The 25689-nt window shown below is 67.7% G+C and carries 31 protein-coding genes and 1 pseudogene; 17 read left to right on the top strand and 15 right to left on the bottom strand.

Annotation, left to right across the window (positions count from 1 at the left end):
- Positions 1-150 precede the first annotated feature (150 nt).
- The 4 genes from ACN2C7_RS05325 to ACN2C7_RS05310 form a co-directional block, all read right to left on the bottom strand.
- A complete protein-coding gene (locus ACN2C7_RS05325; protein WP_419320286.1) occupies positions 151-858 on the bottom strand; it encodes a hypothetical protein in 708 nt (235 codons plus the stop codon).
- A 68-nt stretch (positions 859-926) separates the two neighbouring features.
- Positions 927-1148 (bottom strand): alkylphosphonate utilization protein, encoded by a 222-nt coding sequence (locus ACN2C7_RS05320; RefSeq protein ID WP_419254417.1) that lies wholly within the window; start codon positions 1146-1148, stop codon positions 927-929.
- Positions 1149-1211: 63 nt separating this feature from the next.
- The gene (locus ACN2C7_RS05315) at positions 1212-2123 is read right to left on the bottom strand and encodes a site-specific tyrosine recombinase XerD (RefSeq protein ID WP_419320284.1); all 912 of its coding nucleotides are present in this window, start codon (positions 2121-2123) and stop codon (positions 1212-1214) included.
- Complete coding sequence (locus ACN2C7_RS05310) at positions 2120-3571, bottom strand: hypothetical protein (protein WP_419320282.1); 1452 nt, start codon at positions 3569-3571, stop codon at positions 2120-2122. The genes ACN2C7_RS05315 and ACN2C7_RS05310 overlap by 4 nt, the downstream gene beginning before the upstream one ends.
- Before the next feature lie 106 nt (positions 3572-3677).
- On the opposite strand from ACN2C7_RS05310, the gene ACN2C7_RS05305 reads away from it, so the two are divergent.
- Both ACN2C7_RS05305 and aroB read left to right on the top strand, forming a co-directional pair.
- The gene (locus ACN2C7_RS05305) at positions 3678-4247 is read left to right on the top strand and encodes a shikimate kinase (RefSeq protein ID WP_419320281.1); all 570 of its coding nucleotides are present in this window, start codon (positions 3678-3680) and stop codon (positions 4245-4247) included.
- Positions 4244-5353, top strand: a complete 1110-nt coding sequence (aroB, locus tag ACN2C7_RS05300) for a 3-dehydroquinate synthase (protein WP_419320280.1) — start codon at positions 4244-4246, stop codon at positions 5351-5353. The genes ACN2C7_RS05305 and aroB overlap by 4 nt, the downstream gene beginning before the upstream one ends.
- Here aroB and ACN2C7_RS05295 read toward each other — a convergent pair.
- The gene (locus ACN2C7_RS05295; protein ID WP_419320279.1) at positions 5350-5463 is read right to left on the bottom strand and encodes a BrnA antitoxin family protein; all 114 of its coding nucleotides are present in this window, start codon (positions 5461-5463) and stop codon (positions 5350-5352) included. The two genes, aroB and ACN2C7_RS05295, sit on opposite strands and share 4 nt — an antisense overlap.
- Positions 5464-5934: 471 nt before the next feature.
- Between ACN2C7_RS05295 and ACN2C7_RS05290 the strand changes: the two genes are divergently transcribed.
- Positions 5935-6339 carry a GreA/GreB family elongation factor gene (locus ACN2C7_RS05290; protein WP_419320278.1) on the top strand — a complete coding sequence of 135 codons (405 nt, stop codon included), beginning with the start codon at positions 5935-5937 and terminating at the stop codon, positions 6337-6339.
- 4 nt (positions 6340-6343) lie between these two features.
- Here ACN2C7_RS05290 and ACN2C7_RS05285 read toward each other — a convergent pair whose 3' ends face one another.
- Both ACN2C7_RS05285 and ACN2C7_RS05280 read right to left on the bottom strand, forming a co-directional pair.
- Positions 6344-7270, bottom strand: a complete 927-nt coding sequence (locus tag ACN2C7_RS05285; RefSeq protein ID WP_419320277.1) for an SRPBCC family protein — start codon at positions 7268-7270, stop codon at positions 6344-6346.
- Entirely contained in the window at positions 7267-7608 is a 342-nt protein-coding gene (locus tag ACN2C7_RS05280; RefSeq protein WP_419320276.1) for an ArsR/SmtB family transcription factor, read from the bottom strand. The genes ACN2C7_RS05285 and ACN2C7_RS05280 overlap by 4 nt, the downstream gene beginning before the upstream one ends.
- Before the next feature lie 98 nt (positions 7609-7706).
- On the opposite strand from ACN2C7_RS05280, the gene ACN2C7_RS05275 reads away from it, so the two are divergent.
- Positions 7707-8993: an HlyC/CorC family transporter gene (locus ACN2C7_RS05275; protein ID WP_419321408.1), complete on the top strand. Its 1287-nt coding sequence runs from the start codon at positions 7707-7709 to the stop codon at positions 8991-8993.
- 215 nt (positions 8994-9208) lie between these two features.
- Complete coding sequence (locus tag ACN2C7_RS05270) at positions 9209-9583, top strand: response regulator (RefSeq protein ID WP_419320275.1); 375 nt, start codon at positions 9209-9211, stop codon at positions 9581-9583.
- Between the two features lie 4 nt (positions 9584-9587).
- On the opposite strand, the gene cdd is transcribed toward ACN2C7_RS05270, so the two are convergent.
- Positions 9588-10019, bottom strand: coding sequence for a cytidine deaminase (cdd, locus tag ACN2C7_RS05265; RefSeq protein WP_419320274.1), 432 nt, complete (start codon positions 10017-10019; stop codon positions 9588-9590).
- Between the two features lie 177 nt (positions 10020-10196).
- Complete coding sequence (locus ACN2C7_RS05260) at positions 10197-10469, bottom strand: BolA family protein (RefSeq protein ID WP_419320273.1); 273 nt, start codon at positions 10467-10469, stop codon at positions 10197-10199.
- 58 nt (positions 10470-10527) lie between these two features.
- On the opposite strand from ACN2C7_RS05260, the gene ACN2C7_RS05255 reads away from it, so the two are divergent.
- Complete coding sequence (locus ACN2C7_RS05255) at positions 10528-11178, top strand: J domain-containing protein (RefSeq protein WP_419320272.1); 651 nt, start codon at positions 10528-10530, stop codon at positions 11176-11178.
- 83 nt (positions 11179-11261) lie between these two features.
- Entirely contained in the window at positions 11262-11714 is a 453-nt protein-coding gene (locus ACN2C7_RS05250) for a hypothetical protein (RefSeq protein ID WP_419320271.1), read from the top strand.
- 26 nt (positions 11715-11740) lie between these two features.
- Here the strand turns inward: ACN2C7_RS05250 and ACN2C7_RS05245 are convergent, their stop codons facing one another.
- A complete protein-coding gene (locus ACN2C7_RS05245) occupies positions 11741-12478 on the bottom strand; it encodes a phosphatase PAP2 family protein (RefSeq protein WP_419320270.1) in 738 nt (245 codons plus the stop codon).
- A gap of 154 nt (positions 12479-12632) precedes the next feature.
- Between ACN2C7_RS05245 and ACN2C7_RS05240 the strand changes: the two genes are divergently transcribed.
- The 4 genes and pseudogenes from ACN2C7_RS05240 to ACN2C7_RS05225 all read left to right on the top strand — a co-directional run bounded on the left by ACN2C7_RS05240 (position 12633) and on the right by ACN2C7_RS05225 (position 15754).
- Positions 12633-13079 carry an RcnB family protein gene (locus ACN2C7_RS05240; RefSeq protein ID WP_419320268.1) on the top strand — a complete coding sequence of 149 codons (447 nt, stop codon included), beginning with the start codon at positions 12633-12635 and terminating at the stop codon, positions 13077-13079.
- Positions 13080-13153: 74 nt separating this feature from the next.
- On the top strand, positions 13154-14164 hold the full coding sequence (cobS, locus tag ACN2C7_RS05235) for a cobaltochelatase subunit CobS (RefSeq protein WP_419320267.1): 1011 nt from the start codon (positions 13154-13156) through the stop codon (positions 14162-14164).
- A 164-nt stretch (positions 14165-14328) separates the two neighbouring features.
- Positions 14329-14472 carry a hypothetical protein gene (locus ACN2C7_RS05230; RefSeq protein WP_419320266.1) on the top strand — a complete coding sequence of 48 codons (144 nt, stop codon included), beginning with the start codon at positions 14329-14331 and terminating at the stop codon, positions 14470-14472.
- A gap of 78 nt (positions 14473-14550) precedes the next feature.
- A pseudogene (locus ACN2C7_RS05225) lies at positions 14551-15754 on the top strand (IS481 family transposase).
- A 134-nt stretch (positions 15755-15888) separates the two neighbouring features.
- On the opposite strand, the gene ACN2C7_RS05220 reads toward ACN2C7_RS05225, so the two are convergent.
- Together ACN2C7_RS05220 and ACN2C7_RS05215 are read right to left on the bottom strand one after the other, a co-directional pair.
- Positions 15889-17562 carry a serine hydrolase gene (locus tag ACN2C7_RS05220; protein ID WP_419320265.1) on the bottom strand — a complete coding sequence of 558 codons (1674 nt, stop codon included), beginning with the start codon at positions 17560-17562 and terminating at the stop codon, positions 15889-15891.
- A gap of 207 nt (positions 17563-17769) precedes the next feature.
- Positions 17770-18120, bottom strand: coding sequence for a DUF3147 family protein (locus tag ACN2C7_RS05215; RefSeq protein WP_419320264.1), 351 nt, complete (start codon positions 18118-18120; stop codon positions 17770-17772).
- 103 nt (positions 18121-18223) lie between these two features.
- Between ACN2C7_RS05215 and ACN2C7_RS05210 the strand changes: the two genes are divergently transcribed.
- Positions 18224-18469 carry a DUF2188 domain-containing protein gene (locus tag ACN2C7_RS05210; RefSeq protein WP_419320263.1) on the top strand — a complete coding sequence of 82 codons (246 nt, stop codon included), beginning with the start codon at positions 18224-18226 and terminating at the stop codon, positions 18467-18469.
- Positions 18470-18542: 73 nt separating this feature from the next.
- Positions 18543-19040, top strand: a complete 498-nt coding sequence (locus tag ACN2C7_RS05205) for a bactofilin family protein (RefSeq protein ID WP_419320262.1) — start codon at positions 18543-18545, stop codon at positions 19038-19040.
- 282 nt (positions 19041-19322) lie between these two features.
- Here ACN2C7_RS05205 and ACN2C7_RS05200 read toward each other — a convergent pair whose 3' ends face one another.
- Both ACN2C7_RS05200 and ACN2C7_RS05195 read right to left on the bottom strand, forming a co-directional pair.
- Entirely contained in the window at positions 19323-19556 is a 234-nt protein-coding gene (locus tag ACN2C7_RS05200) for a hypothetical protein (protein WP_419321407.1), read from the bottom strand.
- Between the two features lie 282 nt (positions 19557-19838).
- A complete protein-coding gene (locus ACN2C7_RS05195) occupies positions 19839-20222 on the bottom strand; it encodes a hypothetical protein (protein ID WP_419320261.1) in 384 nt (127 codons plus the stop codon).
- Between the two features lie 199 nt (positions 20223-20421).
- On the opposite strand from ACN2C7_RS05195, the gene ACN2C7_RS05190 reads away from it, so the two are divergent.
- The 4 genes from ACN2C7_RS05190 (at position 20422) to ACN2C7_RS05175 (ending at position 25234) form a co-directional block, all read left to right on the top strand.
- Positions 20422-20919 (top strand): chemotaxis protein CheW, encoded by a 498-nt coding sequence (locus ACN2C7_RS05190; RefSeq protein WP_419320260.1) that lies wholly within the window; start codon positions 20422-20424, stop codon positions 20917-20919.
- Positions 20920-21026: 107 nt separating this feature from the next.
- On the top strand, positions 21027-22127 hold the full coding sequence (locus ACN2C7_RS05185; protein WP_419320259.1) for a Zn-dependent alcohol dehydrogenase: 1101 nt from the start codon (positions 21027-21029) through the stop codon (positions 22125-22127).
- A gap of 525 nt (positions 22128-22652) precedes the next feature.
- Positions 22653-23183 (top strand): hypothetical protein, encoded by a 531-nt coding sequence (locus ACN2C7_RS05180; protein WP_419320258.1) that lies wholly within the window; start codon positions 22653-22655, stop codon positions 23181-23183.
- 26 nt (positions 23184-23209) lie between these two features.
- Positions 23210-25234: a TonB-dependent receptor plug domain-containing protein gene (locus ACN2C7_RS05175; protein WP_419320257.1), complete on the top strand. Its 2025-nt coding sequence runs from the start codon at positions 23210-23212 to the stop codon at positions 25232-25234.
- 107 nt (positions 25235-25341) lie between these two features.
- Here the strand turns inward: ACN2C7_RS05175 and ACN2C7_RS05170 are convergent, their stop codons facing one another.
- Entirely contained in the window at positions 25342-25638 is a 297-nt protein-coding gene (locus ACN2C7_RS05170) for a nucleotidyltransferase family protein (RefSeq protein ID WP_419320255.1), read from the bottom strand.
- Between the last annotated feature and the right edge of the window lie 51 nt (positions 25639-25689).

Genomic DNA, 25689 nt, shown 5'->3' with positions numbered 1-25689 from the left:
TCCGAGTGGACGGCGCGCTTCGACGCCGGCGCGCGTAAGATGGGGCCTGGGACGGCCCTGCGGAAGCCCAGACGGTCGCACCGCGCCGCTGAGCGGCCTCAAGTCATCGCGAGCCACCAGCATTGCGGCCTGGAGTCGCCGCCGAACTCGCTAGGCCGCCAGGGTGAGAAGGCTGCCGGGCGGCATGTCCTGGCGAACCTGCTGATCCAGATCCTCGGTCATCTTGTCGAGGCCCTTAAGGTCGTCCTCGGCCGCCTTGACCTCTTCGGAGCGCTCGAACTTGCCCGGCTGGGTCAGGATGCCCTTGGTCTTGGCAGTCTGCAGCTCGTCCTTCAGGGCCCGGCTGACCTCGCGGGTCATCTTGATGAACGCCTGATCGCCCTGGACGTCCATCTTGGCCTCGTCCTCGATCGTCTTGCGGGCGTTCGCAGCGCCTTCGGGATCGGTCGCGGCGTCGGGCAGGATGGCGAAGCCCTGGCTGTAGAGTTCGCCGGATTCCTTGGCGGCCTTGCCGTAGTCCTTGACGGCCGCCTTCAGCTCCTTGGCCGCCGCGGCCAACGCCTTGGCCATGGCCTTGGGGTCGTTGGCGTAGATCTTCTTCAGCATTTGCAGCCGCTCGACCACCTGCTGGAGCCTGGCCCTGGCCCGGCCCTTGGCGTCGCCGATGGCGGTCTTCTTGCCGAGCCGCTGCTCCCTCTTGAGCCTGTCGAGCGCCTGGGCGGCCTCGGCCGCCTTCCTGGCCTCGGGCGAGCTGGGGGCCGGTGATGCGACCGCCGTCGCCGTCGCCGCCTGGTTCTTCGCGGTCTTGCCATAGGCGATCAGCGCCAAAGCGCCCGCCTGCGTCTTCACCGTCACCATCGGCCTTCCAGCCTCCTGCGGCGGTTCTCCGCCTGTCTGGAGGCCAGACCTAGCAAGCCAAGGTTAAGTTAGGCCTTCTTGACGAACTCCACGCGCAGGACCAGGCCGCGCACCTTTTCGACATTGGCCTCGATCTCGTCGGTGTCACCGGTCAGGCGGATGTTCTTGACCAGCGTGCCGCGCTTCAGGGTGACGCCGCCCGAGCCCTTGACCTTGAGGTCCTTGATCAGGGTGACGTTGTCGCCCTCGGCCAGGATCGTGCCGTTGCTGTCGCGGGTTTCGTCCGACATGGGGAAGTCCTTACAGTGGATAGGGGCTTCCTAAAGAGGCCGGCGGCCCGGCGCAAGGCGGCGCTAGCCCTTGCGGCCCAGCGGATGCTTGGATTTGACCACCTGGGCCAGGTGGTCGCCCGCAACGTGGGTATAGATCTGAGTGGTGCCGATATCGGCATGGCCCAGCAGGGTCTGGATCACCCGCAGGTCGGCCCCGCCCTCCAGCAGATGCGTGGCGAAGGCGTGGCGCAGAACGTGGGGGCTGACCTTCTGGCGGTCGATGCCGGCGGCGATGGCGGCGTCTTCCAGCAGTTGCGAGACCCGCCTGGCGGTCAGCCGGCCCGAGGCGCCCCGCGAGGGGAACAGCCACGCACTGTCTTTCATGCCCTTTGGCAGAAATTGCGGCCTTGCCTCCAAATAGGCCTTCACCGCTGTTCGTGCGGGAGGGTTCAGCGGGGCCAGCCTTTCCTTGCCGCCCTTGCCCTTGACGGTCAGGAAGGCCGGATCGCGGGCCAGGGCATTGAGCGGCAGGGACAGCAGTTCGGAGATGCGCAGGCCCGAGGCGTAGAGCAGCTCGATCATGCAGGCCAGACGCAGACCCTGGCCGCCGTCCTTGCCGGCCGCCGCCGCGATCAGGGCGTCGACCTCGCCGCGTGACAGCACCTTGGGCAGGGGACGGCCGGCCTTGGGCGCGACGACGCGGCGCGAGGGATCGTCGGACCGCCAGCCCTCTTCCAGCACGAAGCGATAGAACTGCCGCACGGCCGAGCGCCGGCGGGCGGCAGTGGCGGGCGACAGGCCCCTCATGCCCAGGTCCTGGAAATAGGCCTCAATGGTCTCGGCCGAGGCGACGTCGAGATCGCCGCCGACGCGGGACAGGTAGCCCCGCGCGTCCTCCAGATCCTTGCCATAGGCCGTCAGGGTGTTGCGCGCGGCGGCCCGCTCGACGGCCATCATCTCGAGGAAGGCGTCGACCCAGCCGGCGGCGCTCATTTGGTCAGCTGCAGGGCCAGAAGCCCCTCGACCACCACGGCGCGAGCGTCCGCCACCAGGCCGACGCGGGCCAGGCCGCGCGCGATCCGGGCGCGGTCGGCGGGCGCGGGGCCCGCCGCGCCGGCCTCGGTGGCGATCGACAGGGCCAGCAGCGCGGTCTCGCCCTTGAGCCCGGCTGCTGCGGCGTCGTCGATCAGCACCAGCCTGGCGGTCGAGCCGGCCGCCCGGCCCACGTCGAAGTTGGCGAACTGGCCACGCGCCTCAGGACTCATCGCCCCGCCCAGCGACGCCAGCAGCAGGGCCGCAGGCTGGGCCGGCGACTTGGCGCCGTTCTGGGCGCCGCGCTCGACCAGCCGGTCCAGGGTCTGGCTGTCGGGCCTGCCCGAAGCGGCCGAGATCATGGCGTCCAGCAGGGCCAGGTCGGTGATCGTCGCGCCGGGGATCTGGTCCTGGGTCAGGCGCGAGCGGATCAGCTGGGCGGTCGGCAAGTCGCCGGCGACCAGGGCTGCGCGGGCGAACAGCACCGGATCGCGCAGCGGCGCCTGGGCCTTAGCCAGTATGGCGATCGACGGGGCCGAGCTCCTGGCGGATTCGATAAAGGCCGGCAGCCCCCTGGCCTGGCGCAGGAAGGCCAGGTCGGAGGTCTCCTGCGCCGTCAGGTCCAGCCCCGCCAGGGGCGGCGGCGGCGGACCCGGCGGGGTGATCGCCGGCTTGACGGCGGGCGACGCCGTGGCGAGGGCCGCTGCGATATCCAGCCCCAGCTTGCGCGACAGGGCGTAGTTGATCCCGTTGCGCAGGTTGGCCCCGCCTGGCGCCGTACCGCTCAGCAGGGCGCCCATCAGGCGCGCATAGTCAGCATCCTTGGTCTGTTGCTGGGCCAGGGAAAAGGTCAGCTGGGCGGCATCGTCCTGGCCGGCCCGCGCCTGGCAAAAGGTCCGCAGCCGCAGCCAGTAGCCAGCGCCACGATCGGCGGTCAGGGCCTCGCCGATCCGGCAGGCCTTGTCGTCATCGCTGCGGATCAGGGCAGCCTCCGCCGCCGCCAGGGACAGCGCAGCGCTGTTGGCCACGCCCGGGGCGCGATCAAGCACAGCGTCGGCGCCGGCGGCTTCGCCCAGGGCGATCAGGGCCATGGCCCGCGCCGCGCCTAGATCAGGATCATTGCCCACGCCCGCAGGTCCGTTGGCGCCGGTCGCCAGCACCCGCCGCGCGAGGTCGGCAAAGGCCGGCGACAGCGGCCTTGCGGCCAGCCTTGGCAACACATCGCGCGCGATGTCGGGGGCCGTGCCCGTCCAGAGGTCGGGACCAAGGTCGGTCTGGGCGGCGGCGGTCGAGAACAGGTCCGGCGGCGCCAGGGACTGCACCTGAACCTGGGCGAGGGCCGGAAGAGCGGCGCCGGCCAGCAGGGTGGCGAGGATCGGGGCGACTGCCCGGCGAGGGAACGAACGCATGCGAGACATCATGCTCCAGTTATGGCGCAACGCCATCTTCAGCGAAACTTGGCTTAAGCGAAACTTGGCGCTTGGGCCGAGCCTCGTGTAAACCCGCGACCGCATCATGACCGACGATCACGCCGCCTCGCTTGAGCCCCTTCGCCACCGCACGATCGTGCTGGTCGGCTTGATGGGCGTTGGCAAGTCCAGCGTCGGCCGCCGCCTGGCCCAGGCGCTGGATATGCCGTTCCGCGACGCCGACAACGAGGTCGAGGACGCCGCCGGCCGCTCGATCCCCGAAATCTTCGCCGAGCTGGGCGAGGCCGCCTTTCGCGACGGCGAGCGCCGGGTGATCGCCCGCCTGCTGGAAGAGCCGCCGCACGTGCTGGCCACCGGCGGCGGCGCCTTCGTCAACGAAGAGACCCGCGCCCTGATCAACCAGCACGCCATCTCGGTGTGGCTGAAGGCCGATATCGAGCTCCTGGCCCGCCGCGTGGGTCGCAAGGACACCCGGCCGCTGCTCAAGAACCGCGAGCCGATCGAGGTGCTGGCCGAGCTGGCCGAGATCCGCAATCCCGCCTACGCCCAGGCGCAGGTTCATGTTCAGACCGGCGATACGCCGCATGCGGTGGCGGTTGACGCCGTGATCAGCGCCCTGCGCGATCGTCTGGACCAGGAGTCCTTTAAGCCATGATCCGCACCGTTCCCGTGGGCCTGGGCGACCGCGCCTATGACGTGATGATCGGCACGGGCCTGATCGACCGGGCCGGCGACTTCATCGCGCCGCTGCTCAAGCGCAAGCGCACCGCCATCGTCACCGATTCGATCGTCGGCGAGCACCATGGCGAGCGGCTGTCGGTCTCGCTGGAGAAGGCGGGTATCGCGGTCGACATGATCGTCCTGCCGCCCGGCGAGGAGACCAAGAGCTTCGAGGGTCTGGCCGACCTGTCCGACCGCCTGCTGCATCTGGGCCTGGAGCGCGGCGACATGATCGTGGCGTTCGGCGGCGGCGTGATCGGCGATCTGGCCGGGTTCGCGGCCTCGATCTACAAGCGCGGCATCGACTTCATCCAGGTGCCCACGACGCTGCTGGCCCAGGTCGACAGCTCGGTGGGCGGCAAGACCGCCATCGACACCCCGCGCGGCAAGAACCTGATCGGCGCCTTCCACCAGCCGCGTCTGGTGCTGGCCGACCTCGACGTGCTGGCCACCCTGCCCGCCCGCGAGATGGCCTGCGGCTATGCCGAGGTGATCAAGTACGGCCTGCTGGGCGACTTCGCCTTCTTCGAGTGGCTGGAAACCAACGTCCACGCCGTGCTGGAGCGCGACACCGCCGCCCTGGTCCGCGCCGTGGGGCGCTCGGTGGAAATGAAGGCCGAGATCGTCGCCGAGGACGAGAAGGAAGCCGGCCGCCGCGCCCTGCTGAACCTGGGCCACACCTTCGGCCACGCCATCGAGGCCGAGATGGGCTTTGGCGACGCGCTGAAACACGGCGAGGCCGTCGGCGTCGGCATGGCCCAGGCCTTCCGGTTCTCGGTCCGCCAGGGTCTATGCCCTAGCCAGGACGCTGTCCGCGCCGAAGCCGCCATCAAGGCCGCCGGCCTGCCCACCCGGATGAGCGAGGTGCGCGCCGAGCCGTTCTCGGCCGACGCCTTGGTCGCCCACTGCGGTCAGGACAAGAAGGCCGAGGGCGGAACCCTGACCTTCGTTCTCATACGAGGGATCGGGGATGCGTTCGTCGCCAAGGACGTGGACCGCGCGGCGCTGCGGGCGTTTCTGGTCGAGGATGGGGCGGTTTAGCGCTTCACGATCTCCAGCAACGCCTCATTGATCCGGCTCTGCCAGCCAGGCCCCTGAGCCTTGAAGTGATCTACGACAGCTTGGTCCAGTCGATTAGTACCTTCCGTCATTCCCGCCCCGCCCTTGTGGCGGGAACCCCTGGTTCAGCTTGCAGGTGAAGCGCAAGCGAAGTGCGCGCGCACTTCGCCTCTCCTGCACTTGCGGCGGTTCGAGGGGTTCCCGCCACAAGGGCGGGAATGACGGAGTAGAGGGTGCGACGCGGAATCGTCCAGCAGCTCTTGAAACCGCCACCCCCCTCCCCATCTCTGCCTCACCAGAGGCGCGCTGAACGCCGCTGGCCGCCTGAACTCAGGCCTCTAGACCCCGATGCTGACAGCATGCGGGGCGATGTTGAAAAGCCCAAAAACCTGTCTTCGCACCCCGAAAGCCCAAGCGGCCTGACGGCGAGACATCCCGGGCCCTCTGCAAGAGATCCGCGTCTGACGACGCTAGCGCCCTGCGGCGCGTCCCATCGAGCCCCCGCATGCAGCCTTGAACCCAAGGCGCCGGGAGAGGCTCAAAATCCCCCAAGAAAGCTACCCATGACGACGACCACCCAAACCCTGCCCACCGTCTATGTGACCGAGGCCGACCACGAGATCCTGTCCAACCTGGCTGACGCCGTCGCCGGCCGCGCCGCCGGCAGCCGCGTGCTGGCCGGCGAGATGGCCCGCGCCGTGATCGTCGAGGCCGGACAAGCCCCCTGCCCGTTCGTAGGCATCGGCTCGACCGTCGATTATCAGGACCTGACCAGCGGCCAGCCGCGCCGCGTGCGCCTGAGCCTGCCGCGCGACGCCAGCATCGACAAGGGCCGCATCTCGGTGCTGACCCCGGTCGGCGCCGCCCTGATCGGCATGACCGCCGGCGAGAGCTTCCACTGGACCGACAATGACGGCCGCCTGCGCGGCGTGCGCGTCATCAGCGTCGAGGACGGCGCCGGCGCTTAGCCCCTCAGCGTGAAACGATGAACTGTTCCAGCTTGCCCAGGGTCTGCAGCCCCAGCTCGACGGCGCCGAAGCCCTTGGCGTCCTGGAACTCGGCGACCGAGCTGAACACCATGCCCAGCGTGACCTTTGTCGCCCCGTCCTGATCCTCGAACGTGGCCCAGGCGTCGGCGTGTTTGGGGCCGTTCTCGCCCCAGTGCAGCGCGTAGCCGATCCGCGTCTGCGGCTGGACAGCGACATAGCGATGATGGTTTGGAAAGACCGTGCCGTCGGGCGCGATCATGTCAAACACCCACTCTCCGCCCGCGCGCAGATCGATCCGTGAGGTGCGGCAGGAAAAGCCGTCCGGCCCCCACCATTGCGGCAGGGTGTCGGGGTTCATCCACGCGCCCCAGACGACCGATCGCGGCGCCCTGATCACCCGCTGCAGCAGCATGGTCCGCTCGGCCACGCCGGTCAGATTGTCGAGCCCCGCGCTGAACCCCTGACGGTAGCCGGCCTCCATGTCCTCGGCCAGCGAGGAGAGCTGCACCGTCACCCGCAGCCGACTGCGCTGGTCGCCGCCCGACACCTCGGCCGTGACCAGCGCCGCAGACAGGGTCACGCCTTCCGATGAAATGACCTCGGAGTTGACGCTGCGCGTCTCGGATTGCAGGATCAGCCAGCCGTTCTCGCAGCGGATGTCGGGCTGGCCCTCAACCTTGCACAGCGAGATTTCGCGGCCGCCCACCCGGGTGTCGGCCTCCAGGAACTCCACCGTCACCGAGGGCGCAGGCGGCGCCCATACGGCCCGCGCCGCCGGGTCGGTCCAGGCCTTCCAGAGCACCGAGACCGGCGCGGCCACCTCCCGCTCGAAGGTCAGGGTGGCGAAGCGGCCCTGGCGGTCATCCCGCGCCGCGCCGATCATCCCGTCGGCCGCAAGATTCTGTGTCACGTCTCATTCTCCTTCATCACAGCCATCACAAAGGCGTCCAGGCGGTCGAGCCGGCCCTCCCAACTGACCCGCTGCTCGTCCATCCAGGTCCTCAGAGGGTCCATCGCCTCGGGCACGAAAGCGCAGGTGCGGACCCGTCCGTCCTTGGACGTGGCGATCAGCCCGGCCGCCTCCAGCACGGAAAGGTGCCGCATCACCGTGGGCAGGCGCAGCCCGGTGGGACCGGCCAGATCGGTCACCTTGGCCGGCCCTTCGGCCAGCCGGGTCAGGATCAACCGACGGGTCGGGTCCGCCAGCGCGTGAAAGCGCCGCGAAAGATCGGGGTCATGCTTAGCCATTGAGCTAACTATTACACCTTCAGCCGATTGCAAAAGCGAAAACTTCGTCGATTGGCTAAGTTTTCCGCCGGGCCGCCGTGGCGTAGAACACCCGGATGATCCTCACCGCCATCCTCGGCCTTGCGCCCATCGTCATCGGCCTGCTGGCGATCTCGGCCATGTTCTCGGCCGCCGAGACATCGCTGACCGCCGCCAGCCGCGCCCGGATGCACCAGCTGGAGCGCGAGGGCGACAAGCCGGCCAAGCGGGTCAACAGGCTGCTGTCCGATCAGGAGACGATGATCGGGGCGGTGCTGCTGGGCAACAACCTGATCAACATCCTGGCCTCGGCCCTGACGACCCAGGTGCTGACCGCCGCCATCCCCGGCCCCTGGGGCGTGGCCGTCGCCACGGCGGTGATGACGGTGATGATCCTGGTCTTCGCCGAGGTGCTGCCCAAGACCCTGGCCATCCTGAAGTCCGACGACGTGGCGCGCTTCCTGTCGGGGCCCACCCTGCTGGTCGTGCGGCTGTTTGGCCCGATCATCTACGCCATCCAGTGGATCGTGCGGCGCACCCTGCGGCTGTTCGGCGTGCGCCTGGACATGGCCGTCGACGTGCTGGCCGCCCACGAGGAGATCCGCGGCGCGGTCGAGTACCACCACTCCGAAGGTCTGGTCGAAAGCGGCGACCGGCGGATGCTGGGCGGGGTGCTGGACCTGTCGGACATGGACGTCTCGGAGATCATGGTCCACCGCAAGTCGATGGTCATGTGCGACGCCGACCTCTCACCCCGCGAGCTGGTGGCCGAGGCGCTGGACGCCCAGCACACCCGCATTCCGCTGTATCGCGACAATCCCGACAACATCATCGGCGTGCTGCACGCCCGCGACCTGCTGCGGGCCCTGGCCGAGTCGGAGGACGGCATCGACGCCCTCGACATCGCCTCCATCCTGCGCGAGCCGTGGTTCATTCCCGACACCACCAACCTCAAGGACCAGCTCAACGCTTTCCTCAAGCGCAAGAGCCACTTCGCCCTGGTCGTCGACGAGTACGGCGCCCTGCAAGGCCTGGTGACTCTGGAAGACATCCTGGAAGAGATCGTCGGCGAGATCGACGACGAGCACGACACCAGCGTCGAGGGCGTGCGCGCCCAGGTGGACGGTTCGGTGCATGTCGACGGCGACGTGACGGTTCGCGACCTGAACCGGGCCATGGACTGGGACCTGCCCGAAGACGAGGCCGTCACCATCGCCGGCCTGGTGATCCACGAGGCCCAGACGATCCCGGAGCCGGGCCAGACCTTCATCTTCTACCAGCACCGCTTCCAGATCCTGCGTCGCCAAAGGAATCAGGTCACCGCCCTGCGCATCAGCGCCAAGCTGGACGAGGGCGTGCATTTCTGAGCGGGCAGACGGAACGCATCTCGCCCGCCCGCGTTTTGTGGACCCTTCGGGCGTCGGTGGGAGAGCCCTTTGCAAGACTTGGCCAGGACCTCGGTCGCGGGGCGGGCGAAAAGTCTTCGAATCGCTCAACGGTTGCGAGACGGCGGCCTGACCTGTGATAGCGTTATCTTAACCCTTTGCGCGGGGTCACCCCTGCGCCCTTCGGAGCTTGCGATATGAAGTCCCTGTCCGCTCTGAAAGTCCTGGTGGTCGAAGACGAGGCCCTGGTCTCAATGCTGGTCGAGGACATGCTCAGCGACCTGGGCTGTACGGTCGTTGGCCCGGCGGCCGAGATCGAAGAGGCCCTGCGCCTGGCCGGTTCAGCCGACATCGATGCGGCCCTGCTCGACGTCAATCTGGGCGGCCGTCCGATCTTCCCGGTCGCCGACGCCCTGAAGGCGCGCGGCGTGCCCTTCGCCTTCGCCAGCGGCTATGGCGAGGCGGGTCTGTCGGAAAGCCATCGCGGCGCTCTGGTCCTGCAAAAGCCCTTCCGCGAAACCGACCTGCGCCGCGTGCTGGAAACCCTGGCCGCCCAGACCGCCCTGCGCTGACAGCCTAATCCAGGTCGCGCGGCCCGAAGCTGTCGGGCAGCAGGCTCCAGAACGGCGCGCGCTGCGTCGTGACCCCATCCTGAACCGAGACGATTTCGCAGTCATCGGCGGCAAACTCGGCGATGCGTTGCCGACAGGCCCCGCACGGCTGCACCACCGCATTCGAGCCAGCGGCGATCAGCACCCTGGCGATTCGCCGCGAACCGGCCGTGACCATCGCGCCGATCGCGGTCTGCTCGGCGCAGGTGCCCGACGGATAGGCGGCATTCTCGACATTGACGCCCAGATGCACGGCCCCGTGCTCGTCGATGACGGCGGCGGCGACGGTGAAGTTCGAATAGCGGGCATAGGCCCGCGCCAGCAGCGCCGGCAAGGCGGCGGCCGTCTCGATTTCGGTCTGGATTTCGATCGTCCGGGCAGTGTCGTCGGCGCTCATGCCATCCCTCTTTCGGCGTCTCTTCGGGAGCGCGACACCGAAAGGCGGACCAAACACCGGTCCCGTCACGCGCCCAATGCTGAATCAGGGCTGAAAGCCCTGCCCGGCCTGACCGCGCCGGGGGCAGAGGCAATCAGTCGCGGGGCCGGCGCGCAAGCCCTGCCGTCGCCAGAAGCTTCAGCTTTCGCCAGGCGCCGTCGCGACGATCGAAAGGGCGTGCACCTGCCCGGCCATTTCCTCGGCCAGCACATGATAGACCATGCGCTGGCGCGCCACGCGGGCCTTGCCCGCAAAGGCCTGGGCCTCGATCACGAGGTTGAAATGGCTCTCGCCCGCACCCGTGTGGCCCGCATGGCCCTGGTGGCGGTCACTCTCGTCCTTCAGGTCCAGCCTGGAGGGTGAAAAAGCCGCTTCGAGCTTGCTTCGAATGGTGTCTGATACGCTGCCCATGTCGCTCTCTCGCATGTCAATCCTTGAACGGAAATAGCTGCAGTTTACTCTGGGCGTCATGGCTCAAGAGTTTGAATATCGCCCGAAGTTTTTCGACATCCGTGTCCGCCCTCCAAAGGAGGGTGAGAGCGCGACGCCGGACGTTCTCGGCCTCAAGCCTGGCGAGAAGCGCTGCGACCATCCCGAGTGCCGTCTGGCCGGGTCGGCCAGGGCGCCCAAGGCCCGCAACATGCCCAACGAGCACTACTGGTTCTGCCAGAAGCACGCGGCCGAATATAACAAGAACTGGAACTTCTTCGCCGGCATGAACGAAGCCCAGATCCGCGCCGAGCAGGAGACCGAGAAGGTCACCGGCGGTCGCCCGACCTGGAGCTTCAAGGCCGACAGCCGCTCGCGCGAGGCCGCCGCCATGGCCGCCCGCGACGCCCGCCACATCGCCGACCCGTTCGGCCTGTTCCGGGCCCAGCAGCGCAAGGCCGAGGCCGACCGCGCCTCCGCCGACCGTCATCTGGGCAAGCTGGAGCGCCAGGCCCTGGGCGACCTCGATCTGGACGGCGGCGCCGACAGCGCGGCCATCAAGGTGCGCTACAAGGAGCTGCTCAAGCGCTGCCACCCCGACGTCAATGGCGGCGACCGCAGCGCCGAGCACAAGCTGGCGCGGGTGATCAAGGCCTACAAGACGCTGAAGAAGGCCGGCCTGACCACCTGATCTCACCGGCTCTTGCGGCTTTCCCCGGCTGCGGCCATTCTCCCGCCGCGTCCGCCCGGACGGGCGCGAAGGACAGCCACACCATGACGGACCGCGATTCGGGGACCACCCTTGTGGACCCCAGTTTGGCGAGCGCGCCCACCCCGGTGACGCCGACACCGTTCGGCATCCCGTGGAGCATTTGGTTCTGGGGCGGGCTGCTGTCCCTCAGCGGCGCCGCCTTCGCCCTGGCCCCGTTCCATGCCGCCGGCATCTTGCGGACGCAGCTTGATCCCGCCGCCGAGCCTTGGGCCCGCATGTTTGGCCTGATGATCATCGCCTATTCGCTGGCCTATCACGTGGCGGGATGGACCGGCGCGCGCACCTATATGCGGGCCTCGGTGGTGCTGCGCCTGGCGTCCCCTCTGGCGATCGGGGTTCTGGTGCTCAACGACGACCTGCCCAAGGCGTGGATGGCCATCGGCCTGATCGATCTGGCCGGCGCGATCTGGACCGCCATCGAACTGAACTGGCGCCCCAAGGCCAAGGCCGCCTAGGGCCTGTTCCGCGACATTTGAAACAGCTATCGGGCCGGATTCCCTGGACCCGCCCGCCAGCGGGTCCAGGCGAAGGCCGCCAGCCAGCAGACCATCGCCCAGGCCGCGCCCACGCACCAGCCGGCCAGCACATCGCTGGCCCAGTGGACGCCCAGATAGATCCGGCTCAGCCCCACCAGCAGCGACAGGGTCACCGCCGCGCCCAGCGCCAGGGCCTTGAGCCGCTTGCGTTCGGCAAACCGGGCGGCCAGCGCGCCCAGGGTCAGGAACACCACGGCCGACAGCATGGCGTGGCCAGAGGGAAAGCTGGCATTGACCGCCTCGACGGCGCGGTAGTCGACATCGGGGCGCTCACGCCCAAACAGCAGCTTCAGGCCCTGACTGATCGCCAGACCGCCCCCGGCGCCGACCACCAGCAGCAGCCCCTCGCCCCAGCGTCTGAGGCAGGCCAGCACGCCGAAGGCCAGCAGGATGAGCAGGGTCAGCACGGCCAGCGAGCCCAGGGAGGTGATGTCGACGGCCGCCACGTGCAGCCAGTCGGGGCCGATCAGGTCGCGCGGCCGCCCGGGCTGGCGCAAGGCGTCGAGGATGGCCAGGTCGATGACCCGGGTCTCGCCCTCGGCCACCTCATCGGCGATCGTTAGAAAGGCCATGGCCGACAGGGCGGCGACCAGCAGGGCTGCGGTCGCGCCCAGTTCGCGCCGCGCCGCCCTCAGCAAGGCCGGCAGGTCACGTCGCAGATCAAGGGCGGAAAACCGGGGCATGGCGCCTCAACGCGCAAGGTCAAGCTTGGCTCCCGCGCCGCCAGCAGCAACGTCCCCGGTTCCCAGGTCAAACATGAACAACAGCTGACTGTGGCCGTTCATGCTGGGGCCACATCGGCGTCACTAGGGTGGGGTCATCGAAAAGGAAACCGCCATGAAGCGCCTCGCCATCACCGCTCTCGCCCTGTCGCTTCTGGCCGGGACCGCCGCCACCGCCGCGCCGCAGCGCTATGACGAGCGTGACAACGTCCGCTACGAGCAAGGGCGCCATGACGATCGCCGGGATGACCGCCGCGATCACCGCGCCGACGACCGCGCCGACCGCCGGGACGACCGCCGCGACCACCGCGCCGACTACCGGGATGATCGCAGGGACGATCGCCGCGACTATCGCAACGACCGCCGTGACTATCGCCACTGGGCCCGGGGCCAGCGCCTCGACCAGCGCTACCGGGACAACCGCTACTACGTCTCCGACTATCATCGCCATGGCCTGCGCGCCCCGCCGCGCGGCTATCGCTGGCAGCGCGTGGACGACCAGTACGTGATGGCGGCCATCGCCACGGGCCTGATCGCCTCGGTGATCATCGCCAACCGCTAAAAAGTGAACATCAGGGGGCGTCGCATCGCGGCGCCCCCTTCCCCTACCCTACGTCAAGGCGCTAATCGGGTGGAATGCCCGAGTTCGCCGAAACCAGCTCCGCCGCCGATCCCCTGATCACCCTGGTCCCCGACAAGTGGGTGACGCTTCGCGACGCGTTCGGCGTCGACAGCGACATGAAGGTTCCGGCCTTCAGCCATCGCGACAGCCACGTGCCGGATATCGATCCGGCCTACCGGTTCGACGCCCAGACCACAAAGGCCGTCTGCGCCGGCTTCGCCAATGACCGTCGGGTGATGGTCCAGGGCTATCACGGCACCGGCAAGTCGACCCACATCGAGCAGATCGCCGCGCGGCTGAACTGGCCGCTGGTGCGCGTCAACCTCGACAGCCACATCAGCCGCATCGACCTGATCGGCAAGGACGCCATCGTCCTGAAGGAAGGCAAGCAGGTCACCGAATTCCGCGAAGGCATCCTGCCCTGGGCGCTGCAGCGCCCGGTCGCCCTGGTGTTCGACGAATATGACGCCGGTCGCCCCGACGTGATGTTCGTGATCCAGCGCGTGCTCGAGGCCGGCGGCAAGCTGACCCTGCTGGACCAGAACCGCGTCATCCGCGCCAACCCGTATTTCCGCCTGTTCTCGACGACCAACACCATCGGTCTGGGCGACACCACGGGCCTCTATCACGGCACCCAGCAGATCAATCAGGGCCAGATGGACCGCTGGAGCATCGTCACGACGCTCAACTATCTGGAACACGACGCCGAGGCCGCCATCGTGCTGGCCAAGAACCCGTCCTACGACACCGTCGAGGGCAAGCGCACGATCTCGGCCATGGTCCGCGTCGCCGACATGACCCGCAACGCGTTCATGAACGGCGACATCAGCACCGTCATGAGCCCGCGCACCGTGATCACCTGGGCTCAGAACGCCGAGATCTTCGACCACGACATCGCCCTGTCGTTCCGCCTGACCTTCCTCAACAAGTGCGATGAACTGGAACGCCCCACGGTGGCCGAGTTCTTCCAGCGCGCGTTCGGGACGGATCTTCCGGAAAGCGCGGCGCGGGTGAAGGTGGCTTAAGAGGCCGATCACGCCACCCAGTTTTGCCGAACGCCCGTCTCGCGAGAGGCGGGCGTTTTGCTTTGGCCTCGAGGCTTGGGGGTAGCCCGCCAACAGCTGGCCGGCGCGGCCTTGTCCCTGTGGCTCTCCGTGCTGGCAGCGGACATACGGAACGTCGGTTCGGGGTGGGAAGCGTTCGTTGCTCCCTCTCCCATAGGGAGAGGGTTGGGGTGAGGGGTTACGGCGTTCGACGGAGTGCCGGCACGCCGTCAAGCCTCGTAACCCCTCACCCTCCCACCGCTTCGCGGCGGGCCCCTCCCTCTCCCTAATGTTCAGGCCGGGGACATCCGTGACAGGTGTTCGGAGACATCCGTGACACATTTTCCGATCTCGAAGGGAGGTCGGAGATGCCATTCACGGGAGTCTCTGCGATGGATTTCAAACGGGAGTTCGTGCGTCTGGCGCAGGCTGAAGGCGCCAATCGCCGGGAGCTTTGCCGGCGGTTTGGGATAAGCGCCAGCCTGGGTTACCGGCTGCTGTCGCGCTATGCGGCGCAGGGCGAGGCGGGTTTGACGGAGCGGTCGCGACGCCCACGCGGTTCGCCTCGGACGACGCCGGCTCCGATCGAGGCGGCGGCGCTGGCGGTGCGGGCCCAGCACCCGGCCTGGGGCGGGCGCAAGATCGCCGCTGTGCTGCGACGCCAGGGCCTGGCCGCGCCTTCGCCCTCGACGGTGACCCAGATCCTGCGCCGCCATGGCGTGACGCTGGGCGCATTCGGCGGCGGCCACGAGCCGTTCATCCGCTTCGAGCACCCCGCGCCCAACGACCTGTGGCAGATGGACTTCAAGGGCTACGTGTCGCTTGGCGCGGAGGGCGGGCGGCTTCACCCGCTGACCGTGCTGGACGACCATTCGCGCTTCTGCCTGGTGCTGGAGGCCTGCGCCAACCAGGACCGTCAGACCGTAAAATCCAGCCTGATCAACGCCTTCCAGCGTTACGGCCTGCCCCGCTGCATCACTGCCGACAACGGCCCGCCCTGGGGCGCGGGTATGAGGGGGGACGGCGTGGGCCGGTCCTGGACCGCTCTGGGCGTGTGGCTTCTGGAGCAGGACATCGCTCTGGGCCACTCGCGACCCTACCATCCCCAGACCCAGGGCAAGGACGAGCGCTTCCATCGCACGCTCAAGGCCGAGGCCCTGTCAGGGCCGCCGTTCGCCAACCTGGAGGAGGCCGCCCGCTACCTGCGCGACTGGCGCACGGTCTACAACACCCAGCGCCCTCACGAGGCCCTGGGCCTGATCACGCCCATCGAGCGCTATGCTCCAAGTCCCAGGCCCTATCGCGACGACATCGCGCCCTTCGCCTATGGCCCCGACGACCTGGCGCGCAAGGTTCAGGACGGCCGCATCAGCTTCAAGGCCCGCCTCATCCGGGTCCCCAAGGCCTTCACAGGCAAGACCATGGCCCTTCGTCCCACCAACATCGACGGCCGCTATGACCTGGTCTTCAGGTCCAAGACCATCTCCACCATCGACCTCAAAACGCCGATGTGATCATCCTCAACCTGTCACGGATGTCTCCGAACACCTGTCACGGATGTCCCCGGCCTGAACATCTAAAGGAGAGGGATTTAGGTCCGCTTTGGGTCGGAAACGGAAATCAGACTACCGCCCGAAACCGGAGGTCCGATCGTAGTCCCGCGAGCGAGCATCGCAAAGATCCGCTCAGGGTCGCCAGAAGATCCCTCAACGCCGGACGAAAACAACGTTTCGCGCCCCGCCGGTCCAGGCGCCGAAGCCAGTGACCTTGCCCTCGGCGTCGCGGGCGAAGACGAAGGTGGTGACGCCGCGCAGGCGGGTGGTGAAGGCGTCGGCGAAGCTGGGCGCCAGCGGCCACTCGACCGCGAACCGCTGGCGCATGACCAGGGCGTCGCCTTGCCGGGCCACGGTGATCAAGGTGTCGAGTTCGGCGCTGTAATAGGTCCCGACATAGTCGGCCAGGGCGGTCACGTCGCCGGTGGCGGGGCGCACGGCGACAAAGGTCTGGGCGACGCCGGCCCTCGTCAGGCTGAACGCGGCCGCATCGACGCCCTTGTGGGTGAAGACGATCACGCCGCCGTCGGCGGTCTGGAAGCGGTTCTGCCCAAGCGGCGTCAGAACCTGCGAGCCGCCGCGCGTCAGGGTCAGTTGCCCGCCGACCGCCGCCAGTCTCACCAGATCGCCGCTGACCGGATCGCGAAACAAACCCTGATAGGGCGTGAGGTCCCTGGGGGCCTGCGCCGCCGCGACGGCCCTGGGCGCGGAGACGGCGGCCTGCGCAGGCGCGTGGCCGGCCGCAAGCAGGGCCTGGGCGGCGATCCGTTCGCCCAGCGCCACGGGGTCGATGCCGCCGTTGTTGCACATCAGGGCTATTGAGATGCCCTCGTCGGGATAGCGCCCCAGCCAGGTCTTGTAGCCGGCCGTCGAACCGCTGTGCGACACCAGCCGGCGGCCGTGGTCGCGGGTGATCTCCAAGCCCAGGCCATAGTCCAGCAGCCCGCCGCTGCTCAGCTGACCGGGAGTCTGCAAGGCCGCTGCCAGGGCCGGGCCGCCGGGCAAGGCCGAGGGCCTGTCCAGGAAGGCGTTCCAGGTCAGCAGGTCGCCGACCGTGGTCAGCAGACCGCCGTTCCCATAGACGCTGGTGAACGGCATGTTGGCGACGAAGCCCGCATCGGTCGGCGCATAGGCGCTGGCCCGGCCAGGCACGACGGTGCGGAAGTTCTCGCGCCACTGCGTGTCACTCATGCCCAGCGGCTGGAACAGGCGCTGGCGGGTGAAGGCCTGAAGGCTGGTCCCGCTGACCCGTTCGACGATCATCGCCGCCAGGGCGTAGTTGGTGTTGGTGTAGAGAAACGCCGCGCCAGGCGCGAAGTTGAGCCCCTTCTGGCGCGAGGCCAGGTCCAGGATCATGGCGTTGGTGTGGACCTGGGCGCCGGGACCGTTGCCGGTCAGGGCCATCAGGCTCCACTGCTCGCGCAGGCCGCTGGTGTGGTTCAACAGATGCCGGATGGTGATCGGCGCGCCGTAGTCCGGCATTTCGGGCAGGACGCGGCGGATATCGTCGTCGAGGCTGAGCTTGCCGTCCTGGACCAGCAGCACGACGGCGGCGGCGGTGAACTGCTTGGCCAGGGACCCGGTCTCGATGATCGTCGCCGGGGTCAGGGGCGCGGCGTGCTCCAGGTCGGCCTGACCGCGCGCCACGATCACCGGCGACGCGCCGGCCAGGGCGACGCCGGCGACGCAACCCGCGCCGCTCGGATCGATGGATGCGAGGGCCGCGTCCAGGTCGAGCCCGGGCGCGGATCGGGTCTGGGCCAGTGAGGCGGAACCCAGGCCAAGGATGACGCAGGACAGGGCGGCGGCGGTGAAGGCTGGACGCATGAAATCCTCGATGAACGCCTCAGCCCCTAGAACCGCGCCACGGGGCCGCCAATCGACTATCGGCGAAACGCCGCCTGCCAGCGGTGAACGACGGTGACCGTGGTCACCCATAGAGCCGACGGAACGGATCTGGGCGTGCGTCTTCTCGGGTCGCTCGATCGACACCGCAGGCGGCAAGGCCGCGCCACCGGCTCCCTCTCAAGACCCCTACAGCTTCACCCCAAACCTCGGCCCCACCGCCATCATCACCGCGTAGAGCCCGATCGTCAGGACGCAGCCGGCCAGCAGGGCGGGCCAGAAGCCCAGGCCGCGCCGCAGCAGGGCCGGGATGACCAGGAACATCGGCAGGGACGGCAGCACGTACCAGAAGGTGGCCTCGACATGGCTGGCCATGCGGGCCACGTCGCGGGTGTCGCGCCACAGCCAGATCATGCCCAGGATCGAGATCAACGGCAGCGAGGCCACCAAGGCAGCAAAGCCCGGCGACTTGCGGGCGATCTCGGAGATCGCGGCGATGATCACGCCCGAGAGCGCGGCCTTGAGGACGAGATAGAGCATGGCGGCGGTCTCCTTGGGGGGCGCGGGACCGGACAAGATACGCTGCCCGGAACCTTGGCCACTGACGGCTCGTTGATCCTGCTACAGCCTCAGGAGCCCGACCATGACCGACATCACCTACACCATCGTGGAGCACGACGGCGGCTGGGCCTACAAGCTGGGCGACGTGTTTTCAGAAACCTATCCCAGCCACGCCGCCGCCCTGTCCGCCGCCCAGCGCGCCGCAGCCGAGCAGGAGGTCTCGGGCGAGACCACCGGCATCACCTATGAAGACGCCAAGGGCCAGTGGCGCGAGGAGATCGCGGCGGGCGACGACCGGCCCACGACCCACGTCGTCGACAACCCATAACGGCGTTGGGCGACTGGCCCCTGTCTTGCTCGCGAAAGCTCCGACGAGCCATTTCGAGACAGGGTCCACGCCGATGTTCGCCAAGAAGAAAGACACCCCCGCCCCCGTCGCCCTGGCGATGCAGGAGCCTCCGCGCGGCCTGGCCGCCCAGGCTGCCGTGGCTACGCCGGTCGCTCGGCCGAAGCCGGCCTCGATGATCGCCCAGGGCGTCACCATCAAGGGCGATGTGGTCGGCGACGGCGAACTGCACCTGGACTGCGTGGTCATGGGCGACATCCGGGTCGGCAAGCTGATCCTGGGCCCCAACAGCCGGGTCGAGGGCAGCGTCACCGCCCAGGTGATCGAGATCCACGGCAATGTGCTGGGCAGCGTCACCGCCCAGGCCGTGCGCCTGTACGGGACCGCGCGGGTGGATGGCGACATCACCCACGAACAGCTGGCCATGGAAACCGGCGCCGAGTTCCAGGGTCGCAGCCTGAAGTTCCAGCGTCCGGCGCCCGTCGCGGCGCCCGCGCCAAGCCACGTCCCGCCGATGCCGCAAGGCGCGCCGGCCTACGTCGCCCAACACTAAGCCGGACGGTAGGATGGCGAGCTGTGGCGCACGCGCCACGCCTCGCCGTCTTCACCCGTCGCGGCCGGAACGCTCACGCCTGATCCCGCCATCGGGGCCCCTCCGCCATCACAGGAAAAGCGGCGGAAGAACCGCGCGGCTCCCCGCCCTTTGGTGGGGGGACAGGACGGCGGGATGCTCGGGCCGGCGTGGCTGTTCACCATCCGGGCTATTGCGTGCAAATGCAGCCACTCCCGTCCCGCCGGCTGGATGCGCCGAAATGTCGCGGCAAGGCGTAAACGGTTAACCGGTCGCGTTAGCCATCTTCCGCAGGCGCCGGGCCAGGTCCTCGGGCCGGTCGGCGATCTGATCGAACAGGGCCTGGACCTCGGCTTCGTGGAAGCCGGCGGCGCGCAGGGTGCGCCAGGCGCCGGCCAGAACCGCCTCGGCGATCTCGATCCGGTCCTCGCCGGAGACCGGCGAGTCAGGCCGACAGGCAAAGGCTCCCGCAAAGGCGGAACCGGGCGCGACAGACAGGATCGAGGCGGCGGACATCGGCAGGCTCCCTTGAATGGAGCGGCATCATGTTCCCTTTTTGTTCGCAATGACAAGCCCCCTCATGCCCAAATGAAAAAGCCCCGGAGCGGGGGCTCCGGGGCTTTCCATGATCTCTGCGCCGACACGGCTCAGGAACGCTGGAGGGGCGCGTCCCGTCCCCTCGGCCAGGCGGCCAAGGCGAAGGCGCTCGTCGTCAGGCCCGGCCGGCCCTCAGAGAAAAAGTGTTCAAAAACGAGACCTTAGCCTGTCCGTTCTCCGGATCTAGCGGCAGACCGTCCGCTCATAGACGACGCCGCTGCGGCGGTCATAGTCGCGGGTGGTCCAGCAATCGCTGCGATAGTCGTCGTAATAGGGGCGGCTGTAATAGCGCGGCGGCGGGGGCGGCGGGGCGTAGCCGTAACCATAGCCGCGACCCGAGCGGGCATAGCGGCCATCGTCGTCATTGTTGCTGGCGATCGCCGCGCCCAGGGCCAGACCCAGAACGCCGGCCACGATGGCCGCCTCGGTCTTGCCACCGCCGTCATGGCCATGGTGGCGATGATGGCGACGCGAATCCGCCGACGCCGTGGTGGCTGCGGCGACCATCGAAAGCGCGGCGAGGCCGGCGGCGACCTGGCCAATCACGGTGCTGATCCTGCGGGCCATCAGCCCCTCCCCTTCGTCTCGATCCGCCCGGCGGCGGCCTGCCTGATACCGTGAAGGCAATCTCGCGCCGCCCGCCTGAACCGCACCTGAACGGACGCCAGGGGAGAAAACCGGCGCCGGTTTATTCACTATTTGCCGCCACACTGGGTTCGTTCGACGGATTCGCTTTCGTCGGGCGGGTCGACCAGCGGAGGCTTCCATGACCAGCAGCGTGGCGTACAAGACGGGCGAAGCCCTTCAGGTTCTGTCGTTCGAGGTCGGAACCCAGACCTATTGCGTGCCGGTCAATTCGGTTCGCGAGATCCGCGGCGTCACCCCGCCGACCCAACTTCCCGACGCCCCGCCCTATGTGCGCGGCGTCATCAACCTGCGCGGCCAGGTCATGCCGGTCATCGACCTGTCGGCCCGTCTGGGCAAGGGCGTGGCCGAGGACGGCCCCCGTCAGGTGATCATCGTCATCGAGAGCGGCAACGACGTGGCCGGCCTGCTGGTCGACGCGGTCTGCGACAGCTTCATCGTCAATGGCGACCAGATCAATCCGCCGCCGTCGATGGGCGAAGAGAACTCGCCGCTGGTCTCGGCGGTGATCACCTCGGAAACCGGCATGACCGTGCTGCTGTCGGTCAGCCACATCATTCCCGAGCGCGCCAGCGCGGCTGCGGCTGCCGCTGCGGACGCCGCCGCCATCGCGGCCTGAGGCCGTCCGGACCTCCAGACCCCAACAATTCGAACGATTGTTCGGATAGCCTCTTCCGCTCTCCCCTGACGGGGCGATAGACTCCCGCCATTGCAGGGAGAGAGCGAATGAAGGCGGCTGTGCTGCGCGAGGTGGGCAAACCCCTCCAGATCGAAACCGTGTCCATCAGCAAGCCGGGCCCGCGCGAGGTGCTGATCCGCACCAAGGCCGCCGGGGTCTGCCATTCCGACCTGCACTTCGTCGAAGGCTCCTACCCCCACCCCCTGCCCGCCGTTCTGGGCCACGAGAGCGCCGGCATCGTCGAGGCGGTCGGGTCTGAGGTCCGCACCGTCAAGGTCGGCGACCACGTCATCACCTGCCTCAACCCCTATTGCGGCCACTGCGAGGTCTGCCTGACCGGGCACATGAACCTGTGCATCAGCCCCGAAACCCGCAGGTCCAAGACCGATGAGCCGCGCCTGTTCAGGGAAGACCTCTCTGGATCAGGCAATACCAAGATGGCCCAGTTCCTGAACCTGTCGTCCTTCGCCGAGATGATGCTGGTGCACGAGCACGCCTGCGTCGCCATCCGCCGCGACATGCCGTTTGACCTGGCCGCCCTGATCGGCTGTTCGGTGATGACCGGCGTGGGCGCGGTGATCCACACCTCCAGCGTCCGTCCGGGCGAGACCGTGGCCGTGATCGGCTGCGGCGGCGTGGGCCTGGCCACCGTCAATGGCGCCGCGATCGCCGGGGCCGGCCGGATCATCGCCATCGACCGCGTGCCGGCCAAGCTGGAACTGGCCCGCCAGTTCGGCGCCACCGACCTGATCAACGCCGACGACGGCGACGTGGTCAAACAGGTGCAGGAACTTACCGGCGGCGGCGTGCAGCACAGCTTCGAGGCCATCGGCCTGAAGGTCACCGCCGAACAGGCCTTCCGCATGCTGCGCCGCGGCGGCACCGCCAACATCATCGGCATGATCCCGGTCGGCACCAAGATCGAGCTGAGCGGCTCCGACTTCCTGGGCGAGAAACGCATCCAGGGCAGCTATATGGGCTCCAACCGCTTCCCGGTCGACATGCCCCGCCTCGTCGACTTCTACATGGGCGGCAAGCTGAAGCTGGACCAGATGATCTCGCGCCGGATCAAGCTGGAAGAGATCAACTCGGCCTTCGACGAACTCAAGCGCGGCGAGCTGGCGCGGTCGGTGATCGTATTTGACTGAGAGGTCTCTGAGACCTTTCGCACAGACTTTTTCGCTCCCTCATCCGACCCCGGCCATCGCCGGGGTCGCTGCCTCCTGCAGGCGGAGAGGGGGCGGGGTATCCGGCGCATGGCCACAGAGATTCGCCTCCGGTCGGGCGTCGTTGGGGCTCATCTGCGCCGGTGCGACAAAATGCCCGTTTCAGCTATTGCCGTGCGTCGAAGCCGGGCTCCCTGGCGCGGATCTCTTTTTGCTTTTCCGGTCGTCATGCCGGGAAGAGGTTTGTTTTTCGACAGTGTTAGCAAAAACAACAATAGCTCTTCTAAAGTTATAGAACTCTGAGGTGTAGATATTAATTGGCTCAGCGTGAATTCTTAAAAAGTATGACCATAAACCCATATTGAGTGCGAGTATATACTTATAAACAACCCCGGATTGCATTTAATTAGTAATGTTACCCAAGGCTAAGTTACGCTCTATTTACCAATCTGGCTCTTTTTCCCCCACAGCAAGGCTCGAATGAAATTGGGCAGGGGAATAGGCAGCATGTTGAAAAAAACCAAATCTGGTGTCCTGGCGCTGTGCGCCACGGCGCTCATCGCCGCGCCGCTCAGCGCCCACGCTGACGCCGCCAAGGACCTGCAGGTCGCGGGCCGCGCGCTCACCTTCCTAGAAAACGGCCCGACGGGCAAAGCCACGCTCGGCGTGGTCTTCGATCCGTCCAAACCCGCCTCGGTGGCCGAGAAGAATGCGGTCATGGCCGCGATCGGCGGCGGACTGAGCGCCGGTGCCCTGACCCTCACGGGCAAGCCTGTCGAAGCCGGCGACGTCGCCGGCGTGTCGGGCGTCGCGGCGCTCTACATCACCACCGGTGTCAACGCCGGCCCGGTCGGCGCCGCCGCCAAGGGCAAGAAGATCATCACCATCGGTTCGGACATGGGCTGCGTCACCAGCGGCGCCTGCGTGATGAGCGTCTCGGCCGATCCCAAGGTGGAAATCGTGGTCAGCCGTTCTGCGGCCGCCGCGGTCGGCGCGGTCTTCAAGGCCGCCTTCCGCATGATGATCCGCGAAGTCTGACCCCAGCGAACGAACGAGACAAACCCATGAAAACGACTCTCTTCGCCGGCGCTTCGGTCGGCCTGATCATCCTGGCTTCGGCCACCGCCGCTTCGGCCCAGTCGATCGACTACGGCGCCATGGAGCAGCTGTTCAACGAACCCGTCACCACCTCGGCCACGGGCTCGCCCCAGCGCGCCACCGAGGTCCCGGTCGACATGACCATCATCTCGGCCGATGACATCAAGCGCTCGGGCGCCGGCGATCTGCCGACGATCCTCAGCCGCGTCGCCGGCGTGGACATCCTGAACTTCGCCGCCGGCCAGTCCGATGTCGGTATCCGCGGCTACAATCAGGCCCGCTCGCCGCGCCTGCTGGTCCTGATCAACGGCCGCCAGGTCTATCTGGACCACTTCGGCTACACCGACTGGGCCTCGCTGCCGATCGCCCTGAGCGAAATCCGCCAGATCGAAGTCGTTCGCGGCCCCAACAGCGCCATCTTCGGCTTCAACGCCGTGTCGGGCGTGGTCAACATCATCACCTTCAACCCGAAGTTTGACGACACCAATGTCATCGAGCTGCGGGCGGGCACGGGCGAAAGCACCAGCGTCTCGGCCGTGAAGACCGTTCGCCTGGGCGACCGTCTGTCCTTCCGGATCTCGGGCGGCGTCGACCACGCCAATGAGTGGAAGAACACCACCTCGGGCACGGGCATTGTCCTGGCCTCGCAGATCCACAACCCGTCGACGGCGCGCGCCAATATCGACGCCGTGGCCCAACTGACCGACAAGGCCAGCCTGCGTGTCGAAGGCTCGATGTCCAACGGCGCTTCAACCCAGGTGATCTCGACCTTCGCCTATGCCTCGCATCGCGTCAAAACCGACTCGATGAAGGCGACCCTGAACGCGGAAACCAGCTTTGGCCTGATCCAGGCCCAGGCCTATCGCAACAATCTGGACGCCCTGACCCCCGGCCGTCGCTACCTGAACAACATCACGGTCTACAGCCTGGAAGACCTGTTCAAGATCGGCGCGGCTCACACCATCCGCGTGGGCGTGGAATATCGCGACAACCAGCTGGACACCGCCTCGTACCAGGGCGCCAAGGTCAGCTACACCGTGCTGGCTCCGTCGGCGATGTGGAACTGGGTCGTCAATCCCAAGCTGTCGCTGACCGCTGCGGCGCGCGTCGACAAGCTGAGCCTGAAGCGGACGGGGTCCTTCCCCGCCGGCGCCCCCCAGAACAACAATGCCCTGTGGGATCGCGACATCACCGAAACCAGCGTCAATCTGGGCGCAGTTTACAAGGCCTCGAACAAGGACACGCTGCGCCTGACCTTCGCCCGCGGCGTTCAGGCCCCGACCCTGCTGGAACTGGGCGGCCTGCTGATCCCGCCGGCCACGCCGGCGCCGACCGGTGGTCTGATCGCCGGCAATCCGTTGCTGGAGCCGGCCCTCGTCAGCAACTATCAGCTGGCCTATGACCGCGCCCTGCCGTCGCTGAACGCCAGGGCCAGCGTCAAGCTGTTCACGCAGAAGACCGAAAGCGTGAAGGGCCAGTTCAGCGGCTCGGCGCTCGATTTCGCGCCGACCGCCACGACCTGGGCCACCTTTACCTACAAGAACGTCTCTGACTCCAAGATGAGCGGCGTCGAGCTGTCGGCTTCGGGCAAGCTGGATGGCGGCTTCCACTGGAACGCCGACACCACCTATACGAACGTCAATGACGCGCCGTTCACGACGCTGTCCTCGATCATCCTGCGCAAGGTGAACTTCGAGGCCACCTCGCCCAAGTATCGCAGCAACCTGGCCGCAGGCTGGTCGAACGACAAGTGGAGCCTGGACGGCTACGCTCACTTCGTGAGCAAGTTCAACTCCTACAACGGCAACCTTCTGGAGCCGGTCAAGGGCTACACCACCGTCGCTGGCCGCGTCGCCTATGAGTTCGCTCCGGGCGCCGAAGTCTCGCTGAACGGCCAGAACCTGCTGACCGAGCGTCAGGAGCAGGCCAAGGGCGCAAGCGGCCTGCAAGCCGAGCGTCGCGTGATGCTGGGCGTCAGCAAGAGCTGGTAAGCGCCAACTAACGCTGGAGAGCGAGGGGCCCCGCCGCAAGGCGGGGCCCTTTTCCGTTGGTCATTCGCGCATTGTCCAGAATATCCGTCCAGGCCTGAACGTCGCGCTCAGAAGGCATAGACCGCGTCGCGTTCGGCCGACGGCCGCACATGGGCCTTCAGGCCCTGGCGCTCGACCACATCGACCGGCGCGGTGAACAGGCCGGCGATATATTGGGTGATACCGACATAGTCGTAGAGATCGAGCTTCGCGGCAGGATCCAGCTCGACGAAGATGTCCAGATCGCTATCCGGCCGTGCCTCGCCCCGCGCGGTCGAGCCGAACAACGCCGCGCGCGAGACGCCCATGGCGCGCAAGGCCGCCTCGGCGGCGCGCAGAACGGCGATGACGGCGTCTCGGTTCATGCGGGGATTGTAGCGGCAAAGCGAGTGAGGCGCGAGTGGCGGGGTGGGTGC

The sequence above is a fragment of the Caulobacter sp. ErkDOM-E genome (assembly GCF_048541895.1).
Taxonomy (GTDB): Bacteria; Pseudomonadota; Alphaproteobacteria; order Caulobacterales; family Caulobacteraceae; genus Caulobacter.
This window is presented reverse-complemented; position numbering and strand designations above follow the sequence as displayed.

Coding starts and splice junctions, on each gene's coding strand:
- ACN2C7_RS05270 (WP_419320275.1), top strand. CDS start 9,209: ATGAAGTCCCTGTCCGCTCTGAAAGTCCTGGTGGTCGAAGACGAGGCC.
- ACN2C7_RS05185 (WP_419320259.1), top strand. CDS start 21,027: ATGAAGGCGGCTGTGCTGCGCGAGGTGGGCAAACCCCTCCAGATCGAA.
- ACN2C7_RS05320 (WP_419254417.1), bottom strand. CDS start 1,148: ATGTCGGACGAAACCCGCGACAGCAACGGCACGATCCTGGCCGAGGGC.
- ACN2C7_RS05190 (WP_419320260.1), top strand. CDS start 20,422: ATGACCAGCAGCGTGGCGTACAAGACGGGCGAAGCCCTTCAGGTTCTG.
- ACN2C7_RS05255 (WP_419320272.1), top strand. CDS start 10,528: ATGGCTCAAGAGTTTGAATATCGCCCGAAGTTTTTCGACATCCGTGTC.
- ACN2C7_RS05215 (WP_419320264.1), bottom strand. CDS start 18,120: ATGCTCTATCTCGTCCTCAAGGCCGCGCTCTCGGGCGTGATCATCGCC.
- ACN2C7_RS05210 (WP_419320263.1), top strand. CDS start 18,224: ATGACCGACATCACCTACACCATCGTGGAGCACGACGGCGGCTGGGCC.
- ACN2C7_RS05180 (WP_419320258.1), top strand. CDS start 22,653: ATGTTGAAAAAAACCAAATCTGGTGTCCTGGCGCTGTGCGCCACGGCG.
- ACN2C7_RS05295 (WP_419320279.1), bottom strand. CDS start 5,463: ATGACGGAAGGTACTAATCGACTGGACCAAGCTGTCGTAGATCACTTC.
- ACN2C7_RS05175 (WP_419320257.1), top strand. CDS start 23,210: ATGAAAACGACTCTCTTCGCCGGCGCTTCGGTCGGCCTGATCATCCTG.
- ACN2C7_RS05250 (WP_419320271.1), top strand. CDS start 11,262: ATGACGGACCGCGATTCGGGGACCACCCTTGTGGACCCCAGTTTGGCG.
- aroB (WP_419320280.1), top strand. CDS start 4,244: ATGATCCGCACCGTTCCCGTGGGCCTGGGCGACCGCGCCTATGACGTG.
- ACN2C7_RS05170 (WP_419320255.1), bottom strand. CDS start 25,638: ATGAACCGAGACGCCGTCATCGCCGTTCTGCGCGCCGCCGAGGCGGCC.
- ACN2C7_RS05240 (WP_419320268.1), top strand. CDS start 12,633: ATGAAGCGCCTCGCCATCACCGCTCTCGCCCTGTCGCTTCTGGCCGGG.
- ACN2C7_RS05280 (WP_419320276.1), bottom strand. CDS start 7,608: ATGGCTAAGCATGACCCCGATCTTTCGCGGCGCTTTCACGCGCTGGCG.
- ACN2C7_RS05195 (WP_419320261.1), bottom strand. CDS start 20,222: ATGGCCCGCAGGATCAGCACCGTGATTGGCCAGGTCGCCGCCGGCCTC.
- ACN2C7_RS05205 (WP_419320262.1), top strand. CDS start 18,543: ATGTTCGCCAAGAAGAAAGACACCCCCGCCCCCGTCGCCCTGGCGATG.
- ACN2C7_RS05305 (WP_419320281.1), top strand. CDS start 3,678: ATGACCGACGATCACGCCGCCTCGCTTGAGCCCCTTCGCCACCGCACG.
- ACN2C7_RS05245 (WP_419320270.1), bottom strand. CDS start 12,478: ATGCCCCGGTTTTCCGCCCTTGATCTGCGACGTGACCTGCCGGCCTTG.
- ACN2C7_RS05315 (WP_419320284.1), bottom strand. CDS start 2,123: ATGAGCGCCGCCGGCTGGGTCGACGCCTTCCTCGAGATGATGGCCGTC.
- ACN2C7_RS05260 (WP_419320273.1), bottom strand. CDS start 10,469: ATGGGCAGCGTATCAGACACCATTCGAAGCAAGCTCGAAGCGGCTTTT.
- ACN2C7_RS05310 (WP_419320282.1), bottom strand. CDS start 3,571: ATGCGTTCGTTCCCTCGCCGGGCAGTCGCCCCGATCCTCGCCACCCTG.
- ACN2C7_RS05325 (WP_419320286.1), bottom strand. CDS start 858: ATGGTGACGGTGAAGACGCAGGCGGGCGCTTTGGCGCTGATCGCCTAT.
- ACN2C7_RS05290 (WP_419320278.1), top strand. CDS start 5,935: ATGACGACGACCACCCAAACCCTGCCCACCGTCTATGTGACCGAGGCC.
- cobS (WP_419320267.1), top strand. CDS start 13,154: ATGCCCGAGTTCGCCGAAACCAGCTCCGCCGCCGATCCCCTGATCACC.
- cdd (WP_419320274.1), bottom strand. CDS start 10,019: ATGAGCGCCGACGACACTGCCCGGACGATCGAAATCCAGACCGAAATC.
- ACN2C7_RS05220 (WP_419320265.1), bottom strand. CDS start 17,562: ATGCGTCCAGCCTTCACCGCCGCCGCCCTGTCCTGCGTCATCCTTGGC.